General features: G+C 66.6%; 8 protein-coding genes. 5 read left to right on the top strand and 3 right to left on the bottom strand.

Annotation, left to right across the window (positions count from 1 at the left end):
- Nucleotides 1-69: 69 nt before the first annotated feature.
- Nucleotides 70-1,539, top strand: coding sequence for a PTS transporter subunit EIIC (locus tag ACMPH2_RS04650; RefSeq protein ID WP_072499835.1), 1,470 nt, complete (start codon nt 70-72; stop codon nt 1,537-1,539).
- A 25-nt stretch (nt 1,540-1,564) separates the two neighbouring features.
- Nucleotides 1,565-2,980 carry a glycoside hydrolase family 1 protein gene (locus tag ACMPH2_RS04645; RefSeq protein WP_072499836.1) on the top strand — a complete coding sequence of 472 codons (1,416 nt, stop codon included), beginning with the start codon at nt 1,565-1,567 and terminating at the stop codon, nt 2,978-2,980.
- Between the two features lie 223 nt (nt 2,981-3,203).
- On the opposite strand, the gene pyk is transcribed toward ACMPH2_RS04645, so the two are convergent.
- Nucleotides 3,204-4,646, bottom strand: a complete 1,443-nt coding sequence (gene pyk / locus ACMPH2_RS04640) for a pyruvate kinase (protein WP_062530480.1) — start codon at nt 4,644-4,646, stop codon at nt 3,204-3,206.
- 136 nt (nt 4,647-4,782) lie between these two features.
- Nucleotides 4,783-5,790: a 2-hydroxyacid dehydrogenase gene (locus ACMPH2_RS04635; protein ID WP_062530482.1), complete on the bottom strand. Its 1,008-nt coding sequence runs from the start codon at nt 5,788-5,790 to the stop codon at nt 4,783-4,785.
- 520 nt (nt 5,791-6,310) lie between these two features.
- Here ACMPH2_RS04635 and ACMPH2_RS04630 point away from each other — a divergent pair.
- Nucleotides 6,311-7,600, top strand: a complete 1,290-nt coding sequence (locus ACMPH2_RS04630; RefSeq protein WP_072500442.1) for an ATP-binding protein — start codon at nt 6,311-6,313, stop codon at nt 7,598-7,600.
- A gap of 532 nt (nt 7,601-8,132) precedes the next feature.
- On the opposite strand, the gene ACMPH2_RS04625 is transcribed toward ACMPH2_RS04630, so the two are convergent.
- Nucleotides 8,133-8,534, bottom strand: coding sequence for a transposase (locus ACMPH2_RS04625; protein ID WP_417118739.1), 402 nt, complete (start codon nt 8,532-8,534; stop codon nt 8,133-8,135).
- A gap of 900 nt (nt 8,535-9,434) precedes the next feature.
- Here ACMPH2_RS04625 and ACMPH2_RS04620 point away from each other — a divergent pair.
- Together ACMPH2_RS04620 and ACMPH2_RS04615 are read left to right on the top strand one after the other, a co-directional pair.
- Complete coding sequence (locus ACMPH2_RS04620; RefSeq protein ID WP_417118738.1) at nt 9,435-9,917, top strand: NanQ anomerase/TabA/YiaL family protein; 483 nt, start codon at nt 9,435-9,437, stop codon at nt 9,915-9,917.
- Between the two features lie 355 nt (nt 9,918-10,272).
- Entirely contained in the window at nt 10,273-12,948 is a 2,676-nt protein-coding gene (locus ACMPH2_RS04615; RefSeq protein ID WP_417118737.1) for a cation-translocating P-type ATPase, read from the top strand.

Raw genomic sequence — 12,948 nt, 5'->3', positions numbered from 1 at the left:
ACGGCGCCGGCGGCGTCGCGCGGCGAGGCCCCAAGTCAGCCCTACAAGCCCCTAGGAAAGGGAGTACGGATGGATCCAGCAAAGAGCGCGGCAGAAATCCTCGAGGCGGTGGGAGGCAAGGAGAACATCTCTGACGTCTCGCACTGTTTCACCAGGCTCAGGCTCGTCCTCAAGGACGAGGGCAAGGTCGACCAGAAGAGGGTCGAGCAGACCGAGGGCGTGATCCAGGTGGTCAAGGCCCAGGGCCAGTTCCAGGTCGTCCTGGGGGCCAAGGTCGAGAAGGTCTACGACGCGCTCCTGCCCATGGCGGGCATCGAGGGCACCGGCCTCGTCGACGCCGAGACCGGCAAGCCCGTCGCCGACGAGCCCAAGGGCAAGCTGGGCGACCGCATCCTGCAGACCGTCGCCAAGATGTTCACCCCGCTTATTCCCGCCATCGCCGCGGCCGGCCTGATCAAGGGCCTGCTCACCGCCGCGAAGCTCATCTTCGCGCGCCAGGGCATCGACATCGCGACTTCCGACACCTACGTGCTCCTCTATGCCGCGAGCCAGATTATCTTCTACTTCATGCCCGTCTTCCTGGGCTACACCGCGGCCAAGGCGCTCAAGTGCAACGAGATCATCGCCATGGTGCTGGGTGGCTTCCTCTGCTACCCGCAGGTCGACGCCCTGATTCAGGACACCTCCACGGCGACGGCCATCTTCGGCCTGCCCGTGGTCAAGGCGGCCTGGACCATCGGTGAGTCAACTAAGGTCTTCAACTACACCGAGTCGGTCATCCCCATCCTGCTGGCCGTGCTCGTCCTCATGTACGTCGAGCGCTTCCTCGAGAAGTACGTCCCCGAGATCCTGCAGATCATCGTGGTCCCCGGCGTCTCCCTCATCGTCATGCTGCCCCTCACCCTCTGCCTCCTCGGGCCCGTGGGCATCGTCATCGGCAACGTGATCCAGGTCGTCTACTACGCCCTCATGAACTTCAACGCCCTGCTCGGCGGTGCCGTGGTCGGCGGCCTTTGGGGCGTGCTCGTCATCTTCGGCGCCCACCGCGCCCTGCTTCCCGTGGGCCTCAACGACGTCGCCGTGAGCGGCAGGCAGAACCTGCTCGCCTTTGCCGGCGCTGCCAACTTCGCCCAGGGCGGAGCCGCCCTCGGCGTCATGCTCAAGACCAAGAACGAGCAGCTCAAGGGCGTCTCTGCCTCTGCGGTCATCTCGGCCGTGCTCGTCGGCATCACCGAGCCCGCCATCTACGGCTGCAACCTGCGCTTCAAGAGGCCCATGGTCTGCGCCATCGTCGCCGGTGCGATCGGCGGCGCCATCATGGGCGCGGGCGGGGTCTACGGCGACGCCTTCGCCAACAACGGCGTCCTGACCATCTTCACCTACGCCGCCTTCGGCATGACCCCGTTCGTCTTCTACCTTGTGGGCTGCCTGGTCGCCTTCGTGGGCGCCTGCGTCGCCACCTACGTGGTGGGCTTCGAGGACCTGCCCGCGACTGTGGGCGAGAAGGCCCCTGCGGCCTCCGTCGCCGCCCAGGCCTAGCCAGATCGTGGGAGAGGAGCACGCAATGCCAGCAAGCTTCCCCAAGGGCTTCAGGTGGGGCGCCTCGTCCTCGGCCTTCCAGATCGAGGGGGGCTGGGACGAGGGCGGCAAGGGCCCGAGCGTCGCGGACCACAACGCCTTCAAGCGCTCCGACCGCCAGGCCGACACCAAGGTCGCCAGCGACCTCTACCACCGCTGGCGCGGTGACGTCGCGCTCATGAAGGAGCTCGGCCTGGGCATGTATCGCTTCTCCATCGCCTGGACGCGCATCGTTCCCGACGGCGACGGCGAGGTGAGCGAGGAGGGCGTCGCCTTCTATGACGCGCTCATCGACGAGCTGCTCGCCGCGGGGATCGAACCCTGGGTGACCCTGTACCACTTCGACCTGCCCTGGGCGCTCGTGGAGCGCTACGGCGGCTGGGCCGACCGACGCTGCGTCGACGCCTTCGACCGCTACGCCCGGATCTGCTTCGAGCGCTTCGGAGACCGCGTCAAGCACTGGCAGACCATCAACGAGCAGAACCTCATGGTCCGCGTGGACGAGCGCATGAACATCGCGGCGTCCGACCCTCTCGAGGCCGACCGCCTGCGCGCCCAGATGGACTACCACATGTCCCTGGCGCACGCCCGCGCGACGAGGTCCTGTCACGAGCTGGTCGAGGGAGGGCTGGTGGGTCCTGCCATCTCGTCCACCTGCACCTACCCGCTCACACCCAAGCCCGAGGACGTCTGGGCCGCGCGCAGCAACGACTACCTCAAGACCCTGTACAACCTGGACATGTGCCAGTACGGTGCCTACTCCGGCTTCTACATGGACTACCTCGAGAAGCGCGGCATCGTGCCCGTCATGCTCCCCGAGGATGCGGAGACCCTGCGCCATGGCAAGATGGACTACCTGGCGCTGAACTACTACCGCACCCTCTGCGCGAGCTACCTCCCCGTCGACGACGAGCACCCCCTGGGGTCTCGCGCCTTCCGGGGCAACGAGGTGGACTTCGACCAGTACGGCTGGTGCCGCGACGAGAGGAACCCCTCCCTCGAGGCCAGCGAGTACGGTGCCCAGATCGACCCCATGGGCCTGCGCATCGTGCTCGACGAGTACTACGCACGCTACCGCGTGCCCATCATCATCACCGAGAACGGCCTGGGGGCTCCCGACGAGCTCACGGCCGACGGGCGCGTGCACGACGACTATCGCATCGACTACCTGCGCGCCCACGTGGGGGCCTGTCGCGACGCGATGCGCGACGGCGTCGAACTCATGGGCTACTCGCCCTGGTCCGTCATGGACCTCCTGAGCTCGCACCAGGGCTTCCGCAAGCGCTACGGCTTCATCTACGTGGACCGTGGCGAGCACGACCTGCGGAGCCTCGAGCGCGTCCGCAAGGACAGCTTCTTCTGGTACCAGAACGTGATTAGGACCAACGGGGCCGAGCTCTAGTCGGGCCAGGCACACGTTCCAAGAGGGGAGAGCCGCTTCGGCGATGGCCGCGGCGGCTCTCCCCTTCGCATGGCGCGCCTCCCCGGCGCTTGCATCGGGCATGGTCGGGTGGGGGAGAGGGACGCGCCGCGACGGGCCGTGCGCCTTGTTGGCGCGGACACAGGAGGGCGGGGCGGCCCGAAGTTGGACCGCCCCGCCTGACGTGCGACTATGAGCGCCCGCGCTACTGGATCTGGGACACCATGGCCATGTTGGTCGAGGTGATGTAGTCGCCCTGGGAGGGAGAGGTCTGGGGGTCGCCGGCGGTGATGACCACCAGGTCGTCCTTCTCGACCAGGCCCTGCTCCTTCGCCACCGTCAGCGCGTTGTAGCAGGTGGCAGAGAGCGAGCCCTGCTCGGTGGTCTTGTAGGCGTGGACGCCCCACTGGAAGCAGGTCTTGCGGATGGCGTGGTTGGACGGCGACATCGCGTAGATCGGCAGCTTGGGACGGAAGTTCGAGATCAGGCGCGCGGTTCGGCCGGAGTGCGTGGGGCAGATGATGCACTTGGCGTTGACGCGGTCGGCGATCTCGACCGCGGCCAGGCCGATGGAGGCGTTGACGTTGCGCAGGCCGCCGCGGTCGTGGAAATTGTGGCGCTCGAGCAGGTAGCGCTCGGTCTCCTTGCAGATGGAGGCCATGGTCTTGACGGCCTCGATGGGGTACTTGCCGGCAGCGGTCTCGCCCGAGAGCATGACGCAGTCGGTGCCGTCGTAGACCGCGTTGGCGACGTCGTTGACCTCGGCGCGGGTGGGACGGGGGTTGCGGATCATAGAGTCCAGCATCTGCGTGGCGGTGATGACGGGCTTGTAGGCGTCGTTGCACTTCTGGATGATGGTCTTCTGGATATGAGGGACCTGCGCCGCGGGAATCTCGACGCCCAGGTCGCCGCGGGCGACCATGATGCCGTCGGAGACCGCCAGGATCTCGTCGAAGTTCTTGACGCCCATGGCGCTCTCGATCTTCGGGAAGATGTAGACGTTGCGCATGCCACTCTCGGCGCAGATCTGGCGAATCTCCTCGACGGCGCCGGCGTTGCGGATGAAGGACGCGGCGATGGCGTCGATGCCCAGCTCGCAGCCAAACATGATGTCGGCGCGGTCCTGCTCGGTGACGGAGGGCAGGCCCACCTCGACGTTGGGCACGTTGACGCCCTTGTGCTCGCCCAGCTCGCCGCCGTTGGTGACCTTGCAGTACATGTCCTCGCCCACGACGTGGTCGACCTCCAGGCCGATGAGGCCGTCGTCGATCAGGATGGTGGAGCCCTTCTCCACCTCGTGGGGGAGCTCGGCGTAGTCGAGCGAGAAGCGCTCGGCCGTGCCCTCGATGGAGGTGTCGGTGGTCACGATGATGTCGTCGCCGGTGTTGAGGGTGACCTTCTGGCCGTCCTTGAGCAGGCCGGTGCGGATCTCGGGGCCCTTGGTGTCGAGCATGATGGCCACGGGGATGGACAGCTCGCTCGAGATGCGGCGGACGCGCTCGATGTTGTTGCGGTGGTAGTCGTGGCTGCCGTGGCTGAAGTTGAAGCGGGCCACGTTCATGCCGTTCTTGATGAGCTCGGTCAGGACCTCGTCGCTCTCGGTCGCGGGACCCATGGTGCAGACGATCTTGGTTCTCTTGGCAGGCATGTTCGTTCCTTTCGGTCTTCCTATGTGACTCAGGCTGGTCCGAAAGGGGACCAGCCTGATTTTGGCGTCCAACAAAACTGACGACCGATGATTATAGGACGTCCGCAGATGCGTCATTGACAAATGGGCAACTTGCCTAGCAAACGACGCTGCGCTCCACAAAATCGGTACCGTTGGCGAAGGCGCGGGCGTTCTGGAGCGTGACCTTGGCTATCTGGCCCAGCGCCTCCTTGGTGAAGAAGGCCTGGTGGGAGGTCATGACCACGTTGGGGAAGGAGCAGAGGCGGGCGGTGATGGAGGAGCCCAGGATCTGGTCCTCGCGGTCCTGGTAGACGTTGGCGTTCTCCTCCTCGTAGACGTCGAGGCCGGCGGCGCCGATCTTGCCCGACCTGATGCCGCGGATGAGCGCGTTGGAGTCGACCAGGCCGCCGCGGCCCGTGTTGACGAAGATGACGCCGTCCTTCATCTTGGCGATGCTCTCGTCGTTGATCATGTGGTAGCTGTCCTCGTTGAGGAAGGCGTGGAGCGAGATGAGGTCGGCGCGGGCGTACAGCGTGTCGTAGTCCACGTACTCGTCGATGATGTGCTCGTCGTCGACGAGGCTCTGGTTGGGATAGAGGTCGGAGCCCAGGACGGTCATGCCGAAGCCCTTGCAGATGCGGCAGAGCGCGGCGCCGATGCGGCCGGTCCCGATGATGCCCGCGGTCTTGCCGTGCAGCGTCACGCCCACGAGCCCCTCGAGCGAGAAGTTGTTCTCGCGCACGCGGATGTAGCCCTTGTGGATGCGGCGGTTGGCGGTGAGGGCGAGACCCATGGCATGCTCGGCGATGGCCTCGGGCGAGTAGGCGGGGACGCGCGTGACCTTCATGCCCAGGGACTTGGCGAAGTCCACGTTGACGGCGTCGAAGCCGGCGCAGCGCATGAGGATCAGTCCGACCCCCAGGCCGCGCAGCACCTCGAGCGTCATGGCCGAGATGTCGGCGTTCACGAAGGCGCAGACGGCGTCGTAGCCCTGGGCAAGTGTGGCGGTGAGCGGGGTGAGGTTGGTCTCGGTGAAGTCGACCTTGAGCTCGGGGTAGTCGGAGAGGATCGAGTTGAACGAGGACTTGTCGTAGCTCTTGGTGCCGAAGACGAGAACGTTCATGTGACGATTCCTTTCTCTGGGAGCCGCAGCCCCGATCCAAGTACGTTCTGACGTCTTGATTCTAACGCAGGTGAGGGTCCTGAGGCGCAGGTCGCCGCTCGCCCGTCGGGTCGCGGGGAGAGCGGGTGGGGGTCGGTGGGGGTCGGCGGAGCCGCGCGCGAAGTCGGCGGGCGCGCGCCCGGGGGACGGTGGGGCGTCCGCGCCGAGCCGGTGGGCGAGAGAAGTTGTTTGCTGTTCTCGCATACAACTTCAAAACCGGGCAAGCGTTCTACCTGCTAATATATAAGTCTTAAACAGTTGTATGCTGTTTTTCAGGCGAGAAAACCGCATACAACTCCGGAGGCGCGGCACGCGGGGCCATCGAGGGCTCGCACGGGGGGTGACGCCCCCGTCCCGGCCCGGCTCGTCCGTCGGGCCCGGGCGAGCGTCTCGTCTGCCGGGAGGGTGCGAAGCGTCTAGCCTCAAGGGTGTAAAATAACTAACGAATTAGGAGTAAAATATGGAACAGCGAGGTAAATACATGTCTAGTAAACCCAACAGACTGACTCCGGACGGATATCTGCCGCGCTTGACCGACGCTCGCCTCGACATGCTCATGGGTGCCTTCGGGTGCGTGGAGATCACGGGGCCCAAGTGGTGCGGCAAGACCTGGAGTGCACTTTCCAGGGCGGCCAGCGTCACCGAGCTCGACAGGGGCGAGCAGAGGCAAATGGCCGAGGTCGACCCCTCGCTGGCCCTTCTGGGGGACGCGCCGCACCTGGTGGACGAGTGGCAGGAGGTGCCTGCGGTGTGGGACGCGGCGCGGCGCTTCGTGGATGACTCCGCGGCAAAGACGGGCAGGCTCCTTCTCACGGGCTCCACCCAGCTTGAGCCGGCGAGGCGGGGAGAGGTGCATCACAGTGGCGCGGGGCGCATCGCTCGGCTTCGCATGCGCACCATGACGCTTGCGGAGCTGGGGGAGTCCACGGCCGAAGTGAGCCTCCGGGGCCTCTTCGAGGGGTCATTCTCGCCTGCCACCAGCCCCACCTCAGTCGCCGACGTCGCTCGGTGGTGCTGCAGGGGAGGTTGGCCTGCCGCACTTGGCGCGCCCGACGTGGTTGCGTTCGAGATGGCATCCCAATACATTCAGGCCGTGCTGGACGACAACGTGATGCAGGAGGGGCTCTCTGCCGACACGGCGCTTGCCGTGCTCAGGTCCCTTGCCCTCAACTCGAGCCGTGCCGCGACGAAGAGGACGCTCATCCGGGACATGGGCGCTCGGGGGGTTTCCGTCGACACGCTGACGTCCTATGTCGGGCTCTTCGAACGGCTCTACCTGGTCGAGGAGCTTGCGGGCTGGGAACCCCCGCTCAGGGCGAAGGCTCGGGTGCGCGTGAGTCCCAAGCGCTACTTCACGGACCCCTCCCTTGCGGCGGCGCTGCTTGGCGCCACGCCAGAGAGGCTCGTGCGCGACACGCAGACGCTGGGAGACCTCTTCGAGTCCCTGGTTCTTCGCGACCTCAGGGTGTTTCTCTCCACCTATCCTGGCCTGGGGAACTCCGTCCACTATTACCGTGACGACAAGGGGCTCGAGGTGGACGTGGTGCTGGAACACGGCGGTCGTTGGGCGGCGGTCGAGGTGAAGCTCAGCGACACGAAGGCGGATGCGGCAGCGCGCAACCTGCTTAGGTTGAGGTCCAAGCTTTGCGCGAACGCTGCGGCCCAGGTGGAGCCCCCTGCCTTCCTTGCCGTCGTGGTTGGGAGGGGGAGCGTCGCCTACCAGAGGGAGGATGGAGTGTTCGTTATTCCCATGGCGACCCTTGGGTCCTGAGGCGCAGGTCGCCGCTCGCCCGTCGGGTCGCGGGGAGAGCGGGTGGGGGTCGGTGGGGGTCGGCGGAGCCGCGCGCGGCGGGCGAGGGGCGACAATCGGCGGAGCCGCGCGCGAAGTCGGCGGGCGCGCGCCCGGGGGACGGTGGGGCGTCCGCGCCGAGCCGGTGGGCGAGAGAAGTTGTTTGCTGTTCTCGCATACAACTTCAAAACCGGGCAAGCGTTCTACCTGCTGATATGTAGCCCCTCGTGTCAAGGGGCAAAAAGGTCCCAGCCCAAGGTTTCTCGACTCGGGCTGGGACCTTCCCCCTATGACCAACCGTCCCGGTCCGCGGCACTCAAGCGTGTCTGATTCGACGCACGACTGCGAGTCTGACATCCGCGTGTTGGCTAACGCATTCCGATGCCTCGGCTGGGGAGTTCCGCGCGTCTAGGTTCGTGCATGGCCCGTCTCCGGGCTGCACATAGCGGATTCGCGGGTTGCCCCACGCGCCATCTCGTCGGGACGCGGGACGATGTGGTTTTGTCGGTGCGCCCTACTCGGCGCCCGTCGCGAGCGCCCAGACGAAGCCGGCCATCTCGCGGGCCACGGCGACCTTCACGAGGTTCGGGGCCTTGCCCCTCCTGGAGAGCGCGGCGTAGCGGTCATGGAGCCTGCGGTTCGCCTTCCTTGCCGACGCGGCGTCGCGCGGCGCCAGCTTGGCCGCCGCCTCCCGCTGAGTCTCCAGCGCGGGCGGCCACGCCCTCGCATGGTGCCAAGAGGCCTCGACGAGCAGGCGCCTCACGTGCCCGTTCCCGGTCTTCGTGATTCTGCCGCGCGACCGGGACTCCCCGCTCGAGGACTCGGAGGGCACGAGGCCGACGTAGGACATGAACGACCGCGCGTCGGGAAAGCGCGAGAAGTCGCCGACCTCCGCCGTGATCGAGAACGCGGACACGGTGGCGATGCCCCTCAGCGCCGAGAGCCTCGCGACCGTCGGCCCCCACTCGGGCGTCGCCGCCTGCTCGGCGATGGCCCCGTCGAGGCGGTCCCGCCTCTCCTCGGCGTTGGTGACGCAAGCGAGGTAGTCGTCGTAGACGAGCCGCTCGCTGGGCTCCCCGAAGTGCAGCGACGACAGCCAGGCGCGGCGCCTCCTGGTCCACGTGGCGCCCCCGTCCCAGACGATCCCCTTCCTGAGCGGGAACTTGGAGAGCTGGTGGCGCGCGCATCAGGTCCTCGCGGCAGTCCTCTCGTGCACGGGAAAGGTCGCGCGCCGCCTCCTGGGCGGGCGTGGGCACGGCGACCTCGACCACGTTGCCGACGGCGAGCGTGCGGGCGAGGAAGGCGGCGTCGCGCCTGTCGGTCTTCACCCTGTCCCCGGACGGCCGGAGCATCTTCGAGACGGCCCCGACGACGCACGGCACGTCGGCGGCCTCGAGCTTCCGCTGCAGGTCGAAGCCGGTGGGGCCGCTCTCGTAGACGCACCTGGCCGGCTGCGGCAGCCCCTTGCACCACCCCGCCACCGCGCTGGCGTCGTAGCCGAACGACGACCGGAGCACCTCGCCCGTCTCGACCACGAGCGCGGAGGCGCAGATGGACCTTGCATGCACGTCAAGACCGACGTATGTAGAATTGAGCATGGCTGGGACCTCCCGTGATTGTGATATGCCTGACACCGACAGCGGCAAGGCTAACTCACGTTGCCCCCGAAGAGGGCCCATTCGGTCATCACCAGAGCGAGTCCCAGCCACCTCTCTTCATATCGTCTAGCCCAAGCAGCTGGCACGGAACCGGTCCTGACGAGATGGCGTGGGCGTCGCCGAGGAGTGGCGCCCGCACCGAGGTGGAGGAGAGGGACATGATCTATGACGGCATGGCTGGCGTCGAGCGCTACGGTGGCCTCTACAGAGGCTTTGACGTGCTCATCGACTGGTTGGGGAAGAACGACTACCGTGCCCTCGAGGCAGGCAGGCACGAGATCCTGGGTGACAGGGTCTTCGCGCTGGCGCAGGATGCCACCACGCGCAGGCGTTGGGACGCGCATTACGAGGCGCACCGTCGCTACATGGACCTCCAGGTGGACGTCGAGGGTTACGAGGCGTTTCTCGTGACCCCGGGAGCGACGGAGCCCCTCTCGCCTTACGACGAGGGGGCGGACAAGCAGTACCTCGATGTGGCGGTGGGAAACGATGACGAGTTCGGCGGGGAACTGGGCCACGGGCGCTTCGCCCTCTTCGTGGTGGGGGAGCCGCACATGCCCAACCTGGCCCCGGCGGGCATGGAGCCCGGCCCCATCCGGAAGGTCTGCTTCAAGATCCTGGCCGACGAGCTCTGGGATTAGGGCGAGTGGGTGGGGATGGGGTGCCGGAGCGTGGTGCGCGTGTGTCCCTCGTGGCCGCGTCCCTTGCCGCGAGAGGGGCGATGTGGGTGCTTCACCTGCCACTTGGGGCAAGAAGTGGGTGGTTCCGGGTGCTTTTCGCCGAGAAAACCACCCACATCGAGCTTTCCGTGGAACGGTGACGTTCCCGTGGTACGGCGAGTGGCCTCTCGCATGTACAATGTCTTGCTTATAAGGTGCCTGGCACGGCAACCTTGGTGAGCCCTTGCCCCTCCTGGGGAATTATGATCGGGCATCAATCTGCCAGGTGCGTCGCCGTGGCGGCAGGGGGCCGCCACCAGACCCAGGGGGGATAGCAGTGAGAGAGTATCTGGTTCCCGCGCAGGACGTGCTCAAGGAGTGCGGCGCGGACGAGGAGCAGGGGTTCGGTGTCGGCAGGGCCGCCGAGCTCCTGGAGCAGAACGGGCCCAACAGGCTCAAGGAGGCCGAGAAGGACCCGCTGTGGAAGCGCTTCTTCCAGCAGATGGCCGACCCCATGGTCATCATGCTCATCATCGCGGCCGTCATCTCGGCCCTGACGGGCATCGTCCAGGGCGAGGCCGACTTCGCCGACGTGATCATCATCATGTTCGTCGTCGTGCTGAACTCGGTGCTGGGCGTGGTCCAGGAGGCCAAGAGCGAGGAGGCGCTTGCCGCCCTGCAGGAGATGGCAGCCGCCACCAGCAAGGTCGTCCGCGACGGCAAGGTCGTCAGCGTGCCGAGCTCCGAGCTGGTCGTGGGTGACATCGTGATCCTCGAGGCGGGCGACTCCGTCCCGGCGGATTGCCGCATCCTCGAGAGCGCCTCCATGAAAATCGAGGAGGCGGCCCTCACGGGCGAGTCCGTGCCGGCCACCAAGCACGCTGAGGTCATCTCCCTCGAGGAGGGCGCCGACGACGTGCCCCTGGGCGACCGCAAGAACATGTGCTACATGGGCTCCACCGTCGTCTTCGGCCGCGGCCGCGCCGTCGTGGTCGCCTGCGGCATGGATACCGAGATGGGCAAGATCGCCGACGCCCTGGCCCAGGCCGAGGAGGGGCAGACGCCCCTGCAGGTCAAGCTCGACGAGCTCTCGCGGGCCCTCACCATCCTGGTCGTCGCCATCTCGGCCATCGTCTTCCTGACCGGCTTCGTGAAGCACGGCCTGGGCTTCATCTCTGACCTCGGCCTGGTGCTCAACACCTTCATGATCGCCGTGTCCCTGGCCGTCGCCGCCATCCCCGAGGGCCTGGTCGCCGTCGTGACCATCGTCCTCTCCATGGGCGTCACCAAGATGAGCGAGAAGAACGCCATCATCCGCAAGCTCAGCGCCGTCGAGACCCTGGGCTGCACCCAGATCATCTTCTCCGACAAGACGGGCCCCCTGACCCAGAACAAGATGACCGTGGTCGAGCACGCGACCGAGGACCTCACGGCCCACGTGCGCACCATGGCCCTGGCCTCCGATGCCAAGTGGGACGACGCCGAGGGCGTCGCCACCGGCGAGCCCACCGAGGCCGCCCTCGTCGCGGATGCCGCCAAGGAGGGCTACACCACCACGAAGCTCGCGCAGAGCCGCCCGCGCGTGGGAGAGGCGCCCTTCGACTCCGGCCGCAAGATGATGTCGGTCGTGGTCAGGGATCACGACGGCTACGAGCAGCACACCAAGGGCGGCCCCGACGTGGTCCTGGCCCGCTGCACCCGCTACATGAGCGAGGACGGCGTCGTGCCCATGACCGACGAGCTCCGCCGCCAGGTCATGGACCAGAACAAGGCCATGGCGGACCGCGCCCTGCGCGTCATGGCCTCGGCGCGGCGCGACTGGGGCAAGGAGATGCCCGAGTCCTTCGAGCCCGGCTTCCTCGAGCAGGACCTCACCTTCGTCGGGCTCTCCGGCATGATCGACCCCGTCCGCCCCGAGGTGAAGGCGGCCATCGAGGAGGCCCACTCCGCCGGTATCCGCGTGGTCATGATCACGGGCGACCACATCGACACGGCCGTGGCCATCGCCCGCGAACTGGGCATCATCGAGAGCCGCGAGCAGGCGATCACCGGTGCCGAGCTCGACCGCATCTCGGACGAGGACCTCGCCGACGAGGTGGAGCGCTTCGGCGTCTACGCCCGCGTCCAGCCCGAGCACAAGGTGCGCATCGTCGACGCCTGGAAGAAGAAGGACAAGGTCGTCGCCATGACCGGTGACGGCGTCAACGACGCCCCCTCCATCAAGAAGGCCGACATCGGCGTGGGCATGGGCATCACCGGCACCGACGTCACCAAGAACGTCGCCGACATGGTCCTGGCAGACGACAACTTCGCGACCATCATCAACGCCTGCGAAGAGGGTCGCCGGATCTACGACAACATCCGCAAGTGCATCCAGTTCCTCCTGAGCTCCAACCTGGCCGAGGTCATCACGGTGTTCGTCGCGTCGCTCATGGGTTTCACCCTGCTCGAGCCCACGCACCTGCTCTGGATCAACCTCATCACCGACTCCCTGCCCGCTCTCGCCATGGCGACCGAGGGTGCCGAGCCAAACATCATGGAGCGCCAGCCCCGCGACTCGAAGGACGGCATCTTCTCCAACGGGATGGGCCTCGACACCATCGTCCAGGGCACCATCATCTCCGTGCTGACGCTCGTCGCCTACTTCATCGGCCTGGCGACGGAGGGCGTATCCCTGGCCGACGTGGTCGCGGGCAACGGCAGCGGGCTCGAGGGCATGACCATGGCCTTCCTTACGCTCTCGATGGTCGAGATGTTCCACTCGCTCAACATGCGCAGCCGCCGCGAGTCCGTCTTCACCCTCAAGAAGCAGAACTTCTGGCTCTGGGGCGCCTTCGTCGTGGCCCTGCTCCTGACCTTCGTGGTGATCGAGACGCCGCTCTCCGAGGCCTTCGACTTCGCCGAGCTGGACCTCGTCCACTACGCCATCTCGATGGGCCTCGCCGCGCTGATCATCCCGATCGTCGAGCTGGAGAAGGCCATCATGCGCCGCGTCGACAAGGCGAAAGCCTAA

Source organism: Olsenella phocaeensis, assembly GCF_048189965.1.
GTDB lineage: Bacteria > Actinomycetota > Coriobacteriia > Coriobacteriales > Atopobiaceae > Olsenella_I > Olsenella_I phocaeensis.
This window is presented reverse-complemented; position numbering and strand designations above follow the sequence as displayed.